10 protein-coding genes and 1 rRNA gene are annotated in these 16,572 nt (G+C 40.9%); 2 read left to right on the top strand and 9 right to left on the bottom strand.

Annotation, left to right across the window (positions count from 1 at the left end; all coding sequences use genetic code 11):
- The first annotated feature begins 119 nt into the window (after positions 1-119).
- Positions 120-231 (top strand): 5S ribosomal RNA (gene rrf / locus IWX76_RS06240).
- A gap of 278 nt (positions 232-509) precedes the next feature.
- The gene (locus tag IWX76_RS06235) at positions 510-1,490 is read left to right on the top strand and encodes an acyl-ACP desaturase (RefSeq protein WP_196858989.1); all 981 of its coding nucleotides are present in this window, start codon (positions 510-512) and stop codon (positions 1,488-1,490) included.
- A gap of 116 nt (positions 1,491-1,606) precedes the next feature.
- Here the strand turns inward: IWX76_RS06235 and IWX76_RS06230 are convergent, their stop codons facing one another.
- The 9 genes from IWX76_RS06230 to IWX76_RS06190 form a co-directional block, all read right to left on the bottom strand.
- Positions 1,607-4,969 (bottom strand): methylmalonyl-CoA mutase family protein, encoded by a 3,363-nt coding sequence (locus tag IWX76_RS06230; protein ID WP_196858988.1) that lies wholly within the window; start codon positions 4,967-4,969, stop codon positions 1,607-1,609.
- A gap of 95 nt (positions 4,970-5,064) precedes the next feature.
- The gene (gene pafA, locus IWX76_RS06225; RefSeq protein WP_196858987.1) at positions 5,065-6,732 is read right to left on the bottom strand and encodes an alkaline phosphatase PafA; all 1,668 of its coding nucleotides are present in this window, start codon (positions 6,730-6,732) and stop codon (positions 5,065-5,067) included.
- Positions 6,733-6,800: 68 nt separating this feature from the next.
- Positions 6,801-8,087 carry a bifunctional folylpolyglutamate synthase/dihydrofolate synthase gene (locus IWX76_RS06220; RefSeq protein WP_196858986.1) on the bottom strand — a complete coding sequence of 429 codons (1,287 nt, stop codon included), beginning with the start codon at positions 8,085-8,087 and terminating at the stop codon, positions 6,801-6,803.
- Positions 8,088-8,109: 22 nt separating this feature from the next.
- Positions 8,110-8,922, bottom strand: coding sequence for an energy transducer TonB (locus IWX76_RS06215; protein WP_196858985.1), 813 nt, complete (start codon positions 8,920-8,922; stop codon positions 8,110-8,112).
- Positions 8,922-9,323: an ExbD/TolR family protein gene (locus tag IWX76_RS06210; protein WP_196858984.1), complete on the bottom strand. Its 402-nt coding sequence runs from the start codon at positions 9,321-9,323 to the stop codon at positions 8,922-8,924. The genes IWX76_RS06215 and IWX76_RS06210 overlap by 1 nt, the downstream gene beginning before the upstream one ends.
- The gene (locus IWX76_RS06205; RefSeq protein WP_196858983.1) at positions 9,323-10,033 is read right to left on the bottom strand and encodes a MotA/TolQ/ExbB proton channel family protein; all 711 of its coding nucleotides are present in this window, start codon (positions 10,031-10,033) and stop codon (positions 9,323-9,325) included. The genes IWX76_RS06210 and IWX76_RS06205 overlap by 1 nt, the downstream gene beginning before the upstream one ends.
- A gap of 1 nt (position 10,034) precedes the next feature.
- Positions 10,035-11,672 carry a hypothetical protein gene (locus IWX76_RS06200; protein ID WP_196858982.1) on the bottom strand — a complete coding sequence of 546 codons (1,638 nt, stop codon included), beginning with the start codon at positions 11,670-11,672 and terminating at the stop codon, positions 10,035-10,037.
- 53 nt (positions 11,673-11,725) lie between these two features.
- Positions 11,726-13,429: a hypothetical protein gene (locus tag IWX76_RS06195; RefSeq protein ID WP_196858981.1), complete on the bottom strand. Its 1,704-nt coding sequence runs from the start codon at positions 13,427-13,429 to the stop codon at positions 11,726-11,728.
- Between the two features lie 9 nt (positions 13,430-13,438).
- Entirely contained in the window at positions 13,439-16,456 is a 3,018-nt protein-coding gene (locus IWX76_RS06190; RefSeq protein WP_196858980.1) for a tetratricopeptide repeat protein, read from the bottom strand.
- Between the last annotated feature and the right edge of the window lie 116 nt (positions 16,457-16,572).

Below are 16,572 nucleotides of genomic sequence, written 5' to 3'. Positions count from 1 at the left end.
AAAAGCAACAACACTGTTGTTTGTTCTTCAATTACTAACTTCTTTCAATAATATGTCATCGTTATATTAGTGAAAAATAAATATCGAAAGATAGACGATCTAAATAACATTAAAAATATTTAGGTGCCTATATCGGTGGTGTCCACCTCTTCCCATTCCGAACAGAGAAGTTAAGCCCACCAGAGCCGATGGTACTGCGGTAACACGTGGGAGAGTAGGTCGGTGCCAAATCTTAAAGAAAGCCTGTAGGAAACTACAGGCTTTTCTTGTTTATAAGAAATTTTCTAACGTGTTATACTATAAATTATTAGTAAATGTTACATTAATCCCTGATCGGTTTTTCTGATTCTTCCGCTATGTTTACAAGTCTTTCGCTATAAGCTTTACCTATTGCTAAAAACTGGCCAAATAATTGCATATAACTGTATATACGCGCTAAACAAAATGATTTCCGTCATTTTTTATGGAAATTTTTTGGTTATCTTTGCGTTCAATTAAATACACAAACAATGAGTTATTTCGCAGAGAAAAGAAGGGAAGTTATGCTTCATGTGGAGGGCTATATGCTTGAAACGATGCATACTTACCTAAAACCGATTGATACGAATTGGCAACCGTCTGATTTTTTGCCAGACTCTTCGAGTGATACATTCTTTCAGGATATAAAATTATTACAGGAAAAAGCTAAAGACCTGTCATATGACTTAGTTGCTGTTCTAGTTGGTGATACCATTACCGAAGAAGCTTTACCTACCTACGAATCATGGTTAGCCATGGTGGAAGGTGTTGATAAAAGTGAACAAGGTGGCTGGATGAGGTGGAACCGTCATTGGACTGCCGAAGAAAATCGTCATGGTGACCTATTAAATAAATACCTTTATTTATCAGGTAGAGTGGATATGAAACAATTTGAAACCTCTACTCAATATTTGATCGCCGATGGTTTTGATATCGGTACTGGTCATGATCCATACCGTAACTTTATATACACCAGTTTTCAGGAACTGGCTACCAATATTTCGCACAGAAGGGTTGCCTCTTTAGCTAAAAAAGATGGGGATACTTTACTTTCAAAAATGTGTGGTGTTATTGCTTCTGATGAGGCAAGACATGCCAAAGCTTATAAAGATTTTATGAGCCAGATTTTTGCTGTGGATCCTAATGAAGCGATGGTTGCTTTTGAAGACATGATGCGCAAAAAGATTGTAATGCCTGCACATTTCTTAAGGGAAATGGGTTTGAAGATTGGTCAGACTTTTGGTCACTTTACAGATGCTGCACAACGTTTAGGTGTATATACCGCTATCGACTATGTTGAAATTATGCAACAACTAATTGATGAATGGAATTTAGCAGGTATGCGCGACCTGGATGCTACTGGTGAGAAAGCACGTGATTATATCATGGCTTTACCAGACCGTTTAATCCGCGTAGCAGACAGAATGAAAAACCCCACCATGGAATACAAGTTTAGCTGGATTAACGCTTAATACTTGTCTACCTATAGAAATAATACATTTATCTTAAATACGATATATACTAAGAAAGGCCTGAATAACTCAGGCCTTTCTTGGTATATATTGGTTTATTCAGCCTTGTCTGTTGTTTACATGTTTCTGCGGTACTGCCCACCTACTTCATATAGGGCATTCGAGATCTGTCCGAGTGAACAGGTCTTTGATACTTCCATTAACTCATCAAATATATTCTGACCAGCGATTGCCGCTAATTGTAAATTTGCTAAAGCAGCAGTTGTAATGGCAGCATTTCTATGCTGGAAAGCTTTAAGCGCATTGATCTGGAATTGTTTCTCCTCCTCCGTGGCACGGATGACTTCGCCTGGTACAATGGTTGGTGAACCATTTTTGTTCAAGAAAGTATTTACACCCACAATAGGGTAGGTACCATTGTGTTTCATGGTCTCATAATACAGACTTTCTTCCTGGATTTTTCCACGCTGGTACATGGTTTCCATAGCTCCTAATACGCCACCACGATCGTTAATACGTTTAAATTCTAATAATACTGCTTCCTCTACCAGGTCTGTCAGGTCTTCAATAATGAAAGCTCCCTGTAATGGGTTCTCATTTTTAGCTAAACCTAATTCCCGGTTAATGATCAACTGAATGGCCATTGCCCTCCTTACCGACTCTTCTGTAGGGGTTGTAATGGCTTCATCATAGGCATTGGTGTGTAAGGAATTGCAATTGTCGTAAATGGCATACAGGGCTTGTAAAGTCGTCCGGATATCATTGAAGTCGATCTCCTGTGCATGTAAGGACCGCCCTGAAGTTTGAATATGGTATTTCAGTTTTTGTGAACGGTCGTTTCCTTTATACTTGTTTTTAATGGCTTTTGCCCATATACGTCTGGCCACACGGCCGATCACCGAATATTCAGGATCGATGCCATTAGAGAAGAAGAAGGACAGGTTCGGTGCAAAATCGTCGATGTTCATGCCGCGACTTAAATAGTATTCTACAAAAGTAAAACCATTACTTAAGGTAAAGGCGAGTTGTGAAATCGGATTGGCCCCTGCTTCAGCGATGTGGTAACCTGAGATGGATACAGAGTAAAAGTTCCTTACTTTTTCATCGATAAAATACTTCTGGATATCGCCCATCATACGCAAGGCAAATTCAGTGGAGAAGATACAGGTGTTTTGCGCCTGGTCTTCCTTCAATATATCAGCTTGCACCGTACCACGTACACTGCTGATGGCATAAGCCTTGATTTTAGCGTATACCTCGGCAGGTAAAACCTGATCGCCGGTTACCCCCAGTAACATTAAGCCCAGTCCGCTGTTACCCACCGGCAATGCGCCATTGTATACAGGTCTGTTGGTTTCGTTGCCTGCGTAAATCTCTTTAATTTTTTCTTCTACCTCGGCTTGTAAACCCTGTTCGATAATGTACTTCTCACATTGCTGATCAATGGCGGCATTCATAAAAAAGCCTAAAAGCATAGGCGCAGGGCCGTTAATGGTCATGGAAACAGAGGTAGATGCCGCACATAGATCGAAACCGGAATACAATTTCTTGGCATCATCTAAAGTGGCAATACTCACCCCCGAATTACCAATTTTACCATAAATATCTGGTCGAATATGGGGATCTTCCCCATATAAGGTTACAGAATCAAAAGCTGTGGATAAACGGTGTGCTGGCTGGCCAAGCGATACGTAGTGGAAACGTTTATTGGTACGTTCCGGCCCACCTTCACCTGCAAACATGCGGGTTGGGTCTTCGCCTTCTCGCTTCAATGGGAATACGCCTGCAGCATAAGGGAATTCACCAGGTACATTTTCTGTTAATAACCAGCGTAAAACATCGCCCCAATCTTCATAACGAGGCAAAGAAACCTTTGGAATCTTTAATTTCGACAAAGATTCATAGAATAAAGGTTGTTTGATCTCTTTATCGCGCACTTTATACACAAAATATTCTTCCTTGTATTTGGCTTTTGTAGCTGGCCATTCGCGCAATAAACGTTTGCATGCACCATCCTGCTGTTCTTCCAGGTGGTTGTAAATATCTTGCAAAGAGGTAAGCAAGTTCACATCTTCCGTCAGTTTCATTACCCCCTGTAACTGGTACAATTTGGTAGCGAGGGCACTTTGTGTATTTACCCACTCCTGGTAAGCCTGACTTGATTCTGCAATCTCGGCCAGGTACCTGATCCGGTCTGGTGGGATGATGTATATTTTTTCCGACTGTGCAGCCGTCATTTTCATTTGTGCATTAAAATCAACTCCCGTTCTTTCTTTAATTTTTTCCATTAAAGCGGTGAACAGGTTATTCATGCCAGGGTCGTTAAACTGTGATGCCATGGTACCAAATACAGGAATGGTATCTTCTGCAGCATCAAAGAGGTTATGGTTTCTGCGGTATTGTTTACGCACATCGCGTAACGCATCTAAGGCACCGCGTTTATCAAACTTGTTAATCGCTACCAGATCGGCAAAGTCGAGCATATCGATTTTTTCCAGTTGTGTAGCTGCCCCGAATTCAGGTGTCATCACGTATAAGGAAACATCACAGTGTTCTGTAATTTCTGTATCTGATTGCCCAATACCTGAGGTTTCAACAATAATAAGATCGTAACCTGCAGCTTTACAAATATCAATGCTTTCCTGCACATTTTTAGATAAAGCCAGGTTCGCCTGTCTGGTGGCCAGGGAGCGCATATAGATTCGTGGATTATTAATAGCGTTCATCCGGATACGGTCGCCTAATAAAGCACCACCCGTTTTCCGCTTAGAAGGATCTACCGAGATGATGGCCATTGTTTTATCAGGAACTTCCATTAGAAACCTCCGTACCAGCTCATCAACCAATGATGATTTACCTGATCCACCGGTTCCTGTGATGCCTAATACCGGGGCCTGGTTCGAAGCGGTCAGTTTTTTGAGTTCAGCGACAAAACCTTGCGATCCTTCAGGGTCATTTTCTGCTACCGTAATAGCAGCAGCAATGCTTTTGATGTCACCATGTGGAATATTGGCTAATTCGCCATTGATGGAACTGTGCGTTACATAATCAGTTTGCTCCAGCATGTTGTTAATCATGCCTTGTAAACCCATGGTTCGACCGTCATCAGGGGAGTAAATCCTGCTGATGCCATAGTCCTGTAACTCTTTAATTTCTGCTGGCAGAATGACGCCGCCGCCGCCGGCAAAGATTTTAATGTGTGGTGCGCCGCGTTCCTGCAGCAAATCGTACATGTATTTGAAATATTCCATGTGCCCACCCTGGTAGGAGGTCATGGCTATGCCTTGCACATCTTCCTGGATAGCACAATTAACCACTTCTTCCACCGAGCGATTGTGACCTAAATGTATCACTTCCGCCCCAGAAGACTGCAGGATTCTGCGCATGATATTAATGGTGGCATCATGACCGTCGAATAAGGCTGCAGCCGTTACAAAGCGTATTTTATGTTGGGGTTTATAGCTAGTGTTATCTTGCATAAAGGGGTTATACTTGGTGTGTAAAGGTACAAAAATTAAAATGCCCCCAATAAGTGTCTAACTTTTTGGGGGCAGTCAATAGGTGGCTTTTTAATTTATTGATGGGTAAGCTCGGTAATGGGCTCCCCAATATTACCATTGGGCATCTGTATGCGTAACATGGCTGCCACCGTTGATGCAATATCACTCATGTAGTAGTTTTTGTTTGTTTTACCAGGCTTAACATTCCAGCCCATAAATACCAATGGGATATGTGAATCGTAAGCATACCAGGTACCATGTGAAGTACCAGTTTTTCCACCGTCAAACCAGTTTGGTTTCAATATGAAATACACATCACCACTGCGTTGTGCATTGTAACCATTAGCTATACGGTTTTTGATCTCTGCAGGTAAAGTAGTGTTGTTCAGGTTTGATAAATCAACGGCATCCATAATACCTTCCTGGTACCTTAGAAACTCCATGGTAGCTGCTTTAACAGCATTGTAATCGCCTTTTCCAGCTTTAATTGCCGCTTTGTCAAATACAACCTGGTTGTTCATGATCGACAATGCAGAGTTTTTAATGCCAAAGTCTTTTTCCATTAAAGTGTTCAGGTCTTTCAATAGCTGGCGGCTGTTGATGTTACCTGCAGGTATTTTATTTTCTACCAGGTAACCCGGCACTTGTATTGCCCCATGATCAGCGGTTAAAAAGAACAGGTAATTGCCTTTACCAACTGTTTTATCCAGGTAATTGAAAAAAGCTTCCAGGTCTCTGTCTAAACGTAAATACGTGTCTTCGGCTTCAATAGAGTTTGGTCCAAACTGGTGGCCCACGTAATCTGTAGAAGAACAGCTTACCGCAAGAAAATCTGTAATATCATCTTTACCCATTTCTTCTGCTTCTATAGCTACTTTGGCTAGATCAAGCGTCATGGTGTTACCAAATGGTGTGCTTCTGATCAAACCGAAGTTAGTGCCTACCGCATCTTTTAACACATGTGGAAATGAGCTGCTGGTAGCGCCTTTGAACCTGGCTTCATAAATGTTGTCGTCAGTAGAACTTTGTGTGTACGTTTCGATAGGATATAAGGTAGTCCAGTCTTTAGACATGAACTTATCTGACTCTTTTGAATTGTTATAGGTGTTAACCCATGCCGGAAGATCTTTTCTATAATAGGTGCTGGTAATCCAGTTTCCTGTAGCTCCGTCATACCAATAAGCCCCATCAGCAGAATGACCTGCTGGAAGTATTGCACCCCGGTCTTTCATCGAAATACCAATCACTTTACTTTTAAAATTGGTGGCTAATTTTAACTCATCAGTAATGCTGTTGGATAACATGTTCTTTGGAGACATCTCGCCCGCATCCGATGTAGATCCCACGGTTTGGACAGCTTTATCTTCTGTGCAATATACATCGCGACCAAGTTTAGGGTCAAACCAGTTGTTTCCAATGATACCATTTATCGCAGGTACCGATCCGGTGTAAACGCTGGCATGGCCACAGGCGGTATACGTTGGGGTATAAGAGATGTAGGTGTTTTCGGCAGAAAAACCATCATTAACCAGTCTTTTAAAACCACCATTGCTGTAACGGTCATAATAACGATAAAGGTAATCCCATTTCATCTGGTCTATCACTAATCCAACAACCAATTTAGGGCGGTCTACTGTAGTCGGGTAGTTACCGGCAGTAGTTGATTTACTGTTTTTCTTTTGTGCAAACAGTGGTGTACACAATAGCAGCAAGGCTGCAACAGGTATAAATGATTTCTTCATGCAATTTATTTATAGATAGCAAATGTATTAATACTAAAGGCAAATAGCGGTAAGTAATAGGAAAGTTATCATATCACTTCGGCTACCACAAAGGTACTGCCGCCAATAAAAATCAGGTCGCCAGCAAGGGCTTGTGCCCGGGCAGCCTGCCAGGCTAATGTAACTTCCGGATACACTTCGCCATGCAGCTCAAAATGCGCGGCTTGTTCAGCCAGTGTTTCTGCTGGCATGGCACGCTCCACATTGGGCTGGGTAAAATAATAGGTTGCATTTTTTGGTAATAGCGCTAATACGCCGGAAATATCTTTGTCTTTAAGCACCCCAAACACCATGTGAAGGTTTTGGTGAGGCGTGTGTGTTATGTTTTGCATCACTTCGGTAATGCCCGCCAGGTTGTGCCCAGTATCGCAAATGGTTAAAGGCGATTGCTGTAACGTGGACCAACGGCCCTGCAAACCGGTAAGGTTTTTCACATTTTTCAGTGCTTTATATACGGCTTTATCTGGCAGGTTGTACCCCAGTTTTCTTAACTCCAGAACAGACTGTATAACTGTTAGCACGTTTTTTAACTGGTAGCTTCCGGTTAAATCGAGTTTCAGGTTGTCTAATAATACCGACGCACCTTGTTGCACGCTTAGGCTAAGGTATTGCTCTTCCTTATTAAAAGAAGTAATGCGCAGTTCATCAGCGGCAAAAGTCAGTGGGCTATTGGTTTCTTTTGCCTTTTTAAGGAACACCTCATCTGTTTCTGCCTGTCTTTCGCCAATCACCGCAGGAATGCCAGGTTTAATAATGCCGGCCTTTTCAAGAGCAATCTCAGGCAGTGTATTGCCAAGAAGATTGGTGTGATCAAGACTGATGTTGGTGATAACAGACAAATCAGGGGTGATGATATTAGTAGAATCCAGTCGGCCCCCTAAGCCTACCTCGATGATCGCGATGTCTACCTTTTCTTCTGCAAAATAGGTGAATGCCATAGCAACCGTCACCTCGAAAAATGAGGGTTGGAGGGAATCAATCGTCCCTTTTTGTTGTTGTACAAACTGGCTCACAAATTTCTTGGGAACCATGGTACCATTAATTCTGATACGCTCCCTGAAATCTTTAAGGTGTGGAGAGGTGTAGAGTCCGGTTTTGTAACCTGCTTGCTGCAATATGGCCGCTAACATGTGAGAGGTGGAGCCTTTTCCATTGGTGCCACCTACATGGATGGTCTTAAACTGTGTTTGCGGATTATCAACAGCATCGCAAAGGGCAATGGTATTGTGTAAATCCTTTTTATAGGCGACTGCACCTATACGACTAAACATGGGTAGTTTAGTGTATAGGTAGTCGAGTGTCTCTAAATAGGTCATTAATTTGGTTTGATATAAACCCTTACTGTACTTTGAAGTTAAAAACCACTACACCTACCTGTAAATCAGGTGCATTGGGAGCTTGGTTTAAACGGGCACCCATCACAGCGTCTTTGCATTTCTGCCAAAGTACCCTGTCATTTAGGGTGGTGCCTTTAACACCAGGTACTGCGTTAACCACCAATCCTTCTTTGTTAATTGATATTCTTACGGCAATTTTACCAGTTTTTTGTCCATCGTCACTTGGGGTAACCAGGTTGGTAAAACGTCTTAAAGCAATGGGTGTTTCGCCGAAGCCAGAACCCCCTTCACCATAATTATTGGCTAAAGGATCACCATTTACACTACCCTGATTTCCAGGTGTAGTACCCGTTCCATCACCCTGACCTGTGCCTTTGTTGGCCTTACCCTTATACAAGGCATTTTGATTCACCGTTGGTGCTGCAGGTTTCTTTTCTACCGCTGCGCTTGGTGTTGCTGTGCTTGGTGTTTTCTTGGTACTTACGCTTACCGCTTCTTCCGTATTTTGGGTAACAATTTCTTTATCACTTGCCTGAGGAGTAGATTCCTGGATATTTGTTTGTTCAGGCACTACTTTATCAGGTGCATTCTGGTTGGCATTCGGGTCTGCAGAAGGTTCTTCGATGCTGGTATAATCAGTGCCCATACCGGTAACGGAAGTACCATAGTTCACCACCATGCCGCCCATACCTGCTTCTACAGGTTTAAAAGAGCCAATCACAATGAAATAGCTTATCGCAATAAGAATACCCATGATCACCGTGGCGATGATAAATGCCTTTGGGTAATTATTTTCTTCCTGATCGTATGTCATTATTTTTTAGGTTCTACAGCCAATACAACTTTAAGTTTTAACTGGTTTGCGACATCAAAAACCTGCATCGTGTTTTCTATAGATACACCTCGGGCCACATAAAGTACAATGGTCAGATCGGGTGAGTCCCTTTGGTAGGTTTCCACCACGCTTTGTAAATTATCGAGAGTAACTTGCTGTTTCTCAACGAAGTAATTTAGCTTGTCGTCTATGGATACTGTAACGGTTTTTTGTGCAGAAGATTGTTGTCCGGATTCAGATCTTGGTAGTAATAATTTTACTACCTGCGGGTTTACCACCGCAGAGGCAAGTAAGAAAAACAACATCAGCATGAACATAATATCATTCAATGCCGAGGTTTGTACTTCTACTGTTCCTTTATTTCTTTTTCGCAGATTCATTATTTACCTGGCTCATCTAATAAATCAATAAACTCAATAGCGTCAGTTTCCATTCTCAGGATAATTCTTTCCACCATCATATTCAGAATGTGGTATAATACATAAGCGATGATCCCGATAATTAAACCTGTAGCGGAAGTAATCATTTTTGTGTATAAACCACCTGAAATTGTTCCAATTTCAATAGCACCTTTAATGGATACATCATGGAAAATGGTAATTACACCAATGATTGTTCCAACGAAACCCAACATGGGAGCGATACCGGCAATAATACCCAGGATACCCAGGTTTTTCTCTAGTTTGGACACTTCCAGTTTACCTGTGTTTTCAATAGCAGCTTCGATATCTTTAATCGGGCGCCCAATACGTTTTAATCCTTTTTCTAACATTCTTCCTAATGGAGAATGGCTGCTGCGACAAAGTGCAATGGCATTTTCTAAACGTCCATCCTGTATGTACTGTTTGATCTGCAGCATTAGGTTGGTTTCGTTTTTAGACGCTTTACGGATGGTGATGTAACGTTCAATAAAGATCACTAATCCTAAAAAGGCAAGGATACCCAAGGGGATCATTACCCAACCGCCTTTAAATAATAAGTCAATAAAGTGAAGTTCTGGAGGTGCAGCGGTTACAGCTTGTTGCATCACGTTTGCTGTATCAATAATTTGGTTAGCCGTATCACTGGCACCCTGTAACAATGTAATCATATTAGTCTGGTTTGTTTGTGTTCGTGTAAATGTATAATCCTGGTATATTTAATTTTTCTTCTAATCTGGCGCGTTCCAAACGAGCCTTTTTCTCGTCTTTAAAACTAGCTACACTGATTTTAATCTTTTTTCCTGGTAGCTTGCTTACAATCTTTGCCTTGATTCCCCACTTCTGTTTCATAGAAGTAATAAATTGCTGCGCAGCTTTGTCGCCATACACCGATGAAGCAATGACCTCGTAACTTATTATCTTCGGCCTGGCAGGTATAACGGCTACTGGTTTTTCTGCTGCTGGTTTTTTAGCCACTGGGCTAACCTTAGCTTCGGTAGTGTCAACTTGAATCCTATCTTGTTTAAGGCTATCCGGCTCATTATCCAAAGTGTCTGGTAAAACTACAGTTGGCTTTTCTTCCAGAGGAACGGTGTTTGGCTCCGGCGCTGCAGTTTCGGTGTTTGTTTTTCTAAACCAGTCCGGATTTAGCATGTAAAATCCAAAGGCCAGGCATAGCAACAACAACACGCCAATAACTATCTTATAGTAACCTGGAGTTGTTTGTTTAGGCTGTTCTTCTATCTGGTAATTAACCGTTTCCTCAGGTACAATAGTAGCTCCTGTAACCAAAGGAATCACTGCTTCCGGCATTTTAATGGCTGTAGCAGGCTTTTCTTCAGCAGCAAATGGTGGTGCAACCATTGGCGATTCTACCACTGGTGGTGTTTCCACAAAAGGTGGTTCTTCAACTACCGGCTGGTCTTTTACTGTTGCTTCTTCAAAAACAGGGGGTACTTCTGCTAGAGGCGTTTCTTCAACTACCGGCTGGTCTTTTACCGTAGGTTCTTCGAAAACAGGGGGAACTTCTGCTAGTGGTGTTTCTTCCACTGGCGTTACTGCAGCAACAGAGGCTTCAGTTTCCTCATATTCTTCAACTACAGGTGGTGCTTCAACAACAGCTTGTTCTTCCAATTCCGGTTCATCAACTAATTCGGCTGGTTCTGCAAAATAAATGGGTTCCTCCGGCAATTGACCCGGGTTCTCCTCCTCTATGTTGTTTTCCATTACAATCGCTTCCAGTTTTTCCTGCTCTTCCGTTGGTGTTTCTTCCACAACAATGGGTTCTTCTATAGGTATAACTTCTTCCTCTGCTATAATAACAGGTTCTGATGTAGAAACAACCTCTTCTTCAACAGGTCTAACCTCTGCAATTGTTGGAGCCACAGCTTCAACCTGGGTTGCTTGCGCTTCAGTCACCGTTGGCAAACCAAAAAACTGATGACCAAGGCTTAACTCCTCATTTGGCAAAAATGTAATCAACCGGCCACTTAATAGCAATCTGCCAAGCGGATCAATGGCTGCTTCCAGCTGCTCTTCCAATTCTTGTTTTACTTTCGCAACAAATTGCTCAATATGGTAGTTTGCCGAAGCGTCGGATAAGTTATGTTGCTTGCTAACATATTCAGCCAATAAGCCTGTTTCCCGAACTTCCGGATCAAAAGCCAACTGATAACTCGGTGGGAGGAAGGCATGTAAGCCGGCATCGTAACGGCCTGGCGACTTCTTTTTAACGAAAGTCCCCAATCCGGGTACACCCACTTCATTATTCGTCTGAATAAGTGATGCTAAGTAAGATAATATATCCATTTTGGTAAAAATAAATTTTAATTCTCTATCAACCAATTATAATTTTAAACCGGCTAGAAAGAATAGGTTATGCCTCCAAAACCATTGAATCCAATAGCTTGATAGTATAAAAATCTTCCGTTGTTGTTATCCAGAATGTTATTTGCTTTTACGAAAGCAGAAAACTGCTTGTTAATTTTGTAACCTGCACCTAGACTGAAATCTACGAAACCTTTAACGTTCACCACTGATTCGATATCACGGTTTGGCACCAGGTATGGCGAAGCTGGTTGGGCAGTGTATAGTTTAGCTTTGCTGTCATCCTGTAATACTACAGCTGCATTAAAGCTTAATTTATCATTTACATTATATAATAGATTGGAGTTAATGCGTAACTGTGGTTTAAACCAGCTTTCCGTTTCTGATGCTGGCGTGTAATTCTCCATGTTCATGCGGCCTGTCCATTTCAAATTGTTGCTAATTTGCACAGAAATCTCTCCTTCAATACCCAATAATTTAGTAGTACCGAAATCATAGATCACGTCAAACTGACTAGGGTTATTAAAGTTGTTCACGAACAATGGCAACTGCTCCAGTTCCTTATGGTATACTTTTGCCTGGTAACCAAAACCTGGTCCGCCGGTACCTTTAATACCACCCGTAAAGCTAATTTTTTCTACAGTGTTTTGAATCTGGATATCAGATGTTAAAAATGGATTATCGTCCGTCAGTAGTTTTAAAGAATTACGGTTTACATCACCTTTCAATTCTCCAAATAATTGCAGGTAATCTGGAATTAAAGTCAGGTCTGCCGTTACCGCAGGAAAGATTCTTAATTCAGAGAAAGAACCAAACTCCTGTACCAGGTTAATACCTGCATTAATTTTAATGCCGTTGGTCTGTAACCTGATGTAAGGATTTACTTTGACTAAGTGGTTGTTTACACTTACATTAAGGTCTTTTGTATTCCCCATTTCTAAGGAAGAGGCCAGGCCTAAATTAAAACTACTAATTCTTTTATTCAGGTACCCATTTAATACCACCGAGTTTTCCTTTGCATTAAAGCGGTCGCTCCATACATAACCGTTAACTTTAGCGGCATAACTTAATGCACTTTCATCCGGCGTGTATTTACTGGCTATTTCGGCCTCTGCTTCAATAAAATTGAAAGCTTGTTTCTCCGGGTTTTCATTTACAAAAGAGTTATTAACATCTTGTCCGTAAAAATACAGGCCATTACGTTGGTAGTTAATACGGCCGCTTAAGGTAAAGTCGTCCATAATACTTCTGCCAAAAACACTTAACTGCTGCTGGTTAAACTTTTGGCCATTCAGTTTACCTTCCTGACCAAAATGTCTGAAAAAACCACCTGCCTGTAAGGCTTCATCGCGACCAATGTTAATATAGGCTTCAGCTAGTGTAGTTGCCGAAGTACCTAAACCACCTTTCAGGTAGTTGTTATACAAAGTGTCAGGGCGTTCCTGCGCAACTTGCTGTGCCTGTAACTTGTTAATATCTGAGTTTAATTCTAAACGTCTGTTCGTTAAACCATAATTAAACTTTGCTTTATAGGTTTGTACATCGTTCAAGTCCGGACTTCTCCTTAATTTAACGGCTTCGGCAAGTACAGGTTTATAAGGTCTAACCACCTCAATTTCCTCTGCAATAGTTTTATCGTCTTGTAGTTTTTCCGTTTCTTTTTTATCCTGAGCCTGTACACTTAAGGTACCTGCGCTAATAAAAAGAGCGGTGGTATATAATAATTTCTTAATGTTCATTTCCTGTGCTTATTTAATGTTTTCTAATTTCTCTTTAGCCGTTGCCACAATTTCATCCTTGCCTTCATAGTTATCAATCAAACTCAATAAAGTGCTTTTCGCTTGTAACTTATCATTTAGCGCCAGGTAGTTATCTGCCAGTAAAATGAATGATTTCGCTACCCAGTAATCATAAGATGGCATGTTGTTAATTAAGTCAAAACATGTTTTTTGCGACGTTTTATAGTCCTTATTCATGTATTGAATCTCGGCAAGGTTATACTTAGCTTCTGCAGCTGCTAAAGTTTTAGTGTTTTTAACCACTTCAGCAAAGGCTTGAGTAGCTTTTGTGGTGTCTGCTTTTAATAAATAAGCTTTACCTGCATATAAATCAGCACTGTGTTTCTCTTCTTCCGAAGTTTTGTCGGCTTCCTTGATCAGCGTCACATACCTAAGTACATCATCAGGCATGTTTAAGGCTGCATAAGCTTTCAACAGGTTGTTAATGGCATAAGTATAATGAACTTTATAATCTGCCGTAGTTTCCAGTCGCTTCAAATAAACAATGGCCTCGTTGTACTTCTTTTGTTTCAAGAACAACTCAGAAATACTCACTAAGGAACGTTCGGTATAATCACTGGTCCAGTCGTTCAAAATGTATTCGTAATCTGGAATTGCCTCATCAGCACGGTTCAGTTTAACCAGTGATTCTGCACGGATAAACTTAGCTTCCTTATCATGAATGGCTTTTGGGTATTTGTCAAAGTAACTGTTAATCGCTTCAAAGGCTCCTTGGAAATCACCTTTTAAATAGCGCGTATTGGCTGCCTGGAAAACAATATTATCCTGCTCTGCCACCGTGTAATTACCAATTGGGGTAGTATTTGCATAAGAGATAAATCCATTGGCATCACCCTTATCCAGGTAAATGTTTTTAATGGATTCCAATGATTGTTTAGCTTCCTCTGTACTTCCGTAATCTGCAATTACTTTTTTAAAGGTTTCAGCCGCTGCGTCATCCTGATCCTGGTTGTATTGAACCAATCCAATGGTCACCATGGCACGAGGAATATAACTGCTGTTTGGGTATTGTCTGATTAAGCTGGTCAGGTCGTTTTTACTTTGGTCCAGGTTACCTTTATTAAAATAGGTATAAGCCCTTTCAAATCCGGCATCATCCGCGTAGTTAGAACCAGGATATTGTTTTAACACACTTTCCATGGTGGCAATCTTCGCATCTTCCTGACCTTGAAGGCCCTGAATCATTCCGCGTTGAAACAAGGCGTAATCTTCGCCTTTCGCTCTTTGGTCAATAATTTTATTGTAGTTTACCAAGGCACTGCCGTAATTTTTACTCACAAAATAAGAATCCGCCAGTCTTATGGTAGCATCAATGATCGTGTTTTGTTCTTTATCGTTTCCTGCTAAAAAGCGTTCGAAGTAAGTCGCCGCTTTCGAGTAGTTTTCATCTTCGAAAGCTGCATAGGCCAATGCGTAATTTGCAAAGTTATAAACCTTGGTGTTTCTCGCCCCTGGCATTGATAAAAAGGTTTCAAAGGTTTTAACCGCTTCCCCAAATTTACGCAACTCATAAGAAGCTTCTCCTCTCCAGTACATGCTCAGGGCAGTAATTTCCTGGTCCTCAGCAAAATTAGCAGAACGTAAAAACATGGATAAAGCATTTGGGAAGGCCCGCTCATTGTAAAACTCTAATCCTCTGAAATAAGTAACTTTTTGATAAGCTTCACGTGCTTCCTGTGTTTTATTAGGAATAGGTTCTAAAATATCAATTGCAGCCTGGTAGTTTTTGCTGGTCAGTAAAATTTCACCCAATAAGGTTTTAGCCTCATTGATTTTACTCGATCTTGGAAACTGTTTCAAGAAACTCTGGGTGCTTTCTAAGGCTTGCTGGTTAAACTCCAGTTCGTAACTTAATTTGGCATAATTGATCCAGGCATCTTCTTGTGTCGGTTTATCAAATTCTAAACGCGAAGCCCTGAAAAAGGCACTTCTTGCTTTTTCTTTATTTTTAAGTTCAATAAAAGTACGGCCTAAAGTATACATCCCGCTTTGCAGGTATACATCATCGTTGTTCAGTTTTTCTAAAACTGTAACCGCCGGGGTATATTTCTTTTGATCAAATAACGAGTAGCCGTATTGGTACAGGAACAAGTTGTTTGGTGCAGTGTTCTGGTTTTTGGCGTAATAAGACTGGAAATACTTCTCCGCATTCACATAATCCTTTTTAGCAAAATACGATGCCGCTACCAGGCTTAACATGTCGGCCTCATATTCCTGTGGAATGGTATTTAACACCGGAATGGCATAGCTGATCACATCGTCATAACGCTCATCCAGGTAATACATAGAGGTTATGTAATAAGGATAACTCGCCGCATAGGTGGGTGAGCCTTCTAGTTTTTGGAAATTACTTAAAGCAGTTTTGTACTCCTTGTTTAAGTAATTAATATAGGCGAAGTAATAAGTCGCACTTTCCTGAAATTGAGAATCTTCTTTTTTAACCGCTTCAAATAATGGCTCTGCTTTTTCAATATCATCTTGTTTGAAATAAGCATAACCTTGTTTAAATTGGTATTCTACGCGTTGTTTTTGCGATAGGGTAGAAGGGTCTGTTTTTTCAAACCACTCCAACGCTTTTGCGTAGTTCTTATTGGCAAAATAGGCCTTACCTACATGGAAATAAGCCAGTTTTGTATTCGGGTTAAGGGGGTAATCAGCTATAAATTTCTGAAACAGGCTTTCTGCATCTGCGTTACCTAGTTCTAAGGCACATACAGCGGCATAAAATTTAGCATTTTCTTTTAGTAAAGATAGTTCTGCATTGCTTTCCTGCTGTGCAGCGGGCTTTAAACGGGATAATTCTACCAGTTTAAATTGTTGGGCAGCGGCAACATACTTCTCATTGTCCAGTAATTCTAATCCACTTTGATAGTTTTTATTAAGGTTAACTAAGGGGCTCAGCTGTGCATATCCAGCCGATAGGTTTCCTGCTAATAAAAGCGGTATAAAAAGGTATTTTTTTTGCATCTGTTTTTCAAATATGGTTGCCACTAAGATAGATATACTAAAGCGTTTTATTAACAATAGTAATTAACATGTGTTGATAACACAAGTTCTAACGTAAAGTTAGTCAAATTGGTATG

This window comes from Pedobacter sp. CAN_A7, from assembly GCF_015752175.1.
In the GTDB taxonomy this organism is placed as follows: Bacteria; Bacteroidota; Bacteroidia; order Sphingobacteriales; family Sphingobacteriaceae; genus Pedobacter.
The sequence above is the reverse complement of the archived record's forward strand: the minus strand, read 5'-3'. Positions and strand labels throughout refer to the sequence as shown.

What these genes read in the sequence shown, in the direction of transcription:
- IWX76_RS06205 (WP_196858983.1), bottom strand. Translation starts at nt 10,033, where the DNA reads ATGATTACATTGTTACAGGGTGCCAGTGATACGGCTAACCAAATTATT.
- IWX76_RS06230 (WP_196858988.1), bottom strand. Translation starts at nt 4,969, where the DNA reads ATGCAAGATAACACTAGCTATAAACCCCAACATAAAATACGCTTTGTA.
- IWX76_RS06210 (WP_196858984.1), bottom strand. Translation starts at nt 9,323, where the DNA reads ATGAATCTGCGAAAAAGAAATAAAGGAACAGTAGAAGTACAAACCTCG.
- IWX76_RS06200 (WP_196858982.1), bottom strand. Translation starts at nt 11,672, where the DNA reads ATGGATATATTATCTTACTTAGCATCACTTATTCAGACGAATAATGAA.
- pafA (WP_196858987.1), bottom strand. Translation starts at nt 6,732, where the DNA reads ATGAAGAAATCATTTATACCTGTTGCAGCCTTGCTGCTATTGTGTACA.
- IWX76_RS06215 (WP_196858985.1), bottom strand. Translation starts at nt 8,922, where the DNA reads ATGACATACGATCAGGAAGAAAATAATTACCCAAAGGCATTTATCATC.
- IWX76_RS06195 (WP_196858981.1), bottom strand. Translation starts at nt 13,429, where the DNA reads ATGAACATTAAGAAATTATTATATACCACCGCTCTTTTTATTAGCGCA.
- IWX76_RS06190 (WP_196858980.1), bottom strand. Translation starts at nt 16,456, where the DNA reads ATGCAAAAAAAATACCTTTTTATACCGCTTTTATTAGCAGGAAACCTA.
- IWX76_RS06235 (WP_196858989.1), top strand. Translation starts at nt 510, where the DNA reads ATGAGTTATTTCGCAGAGAAAAGAAGGGAAGTTATGCTTCATGTGGAG.
- IWX76_RS06220 (WP_196858986.1), bottom strand. Translation starts at nt 8,087, where the DNA reads ATGACCTATTTAGAGACACTCGACTACCTATACACTAAACTACCCATG.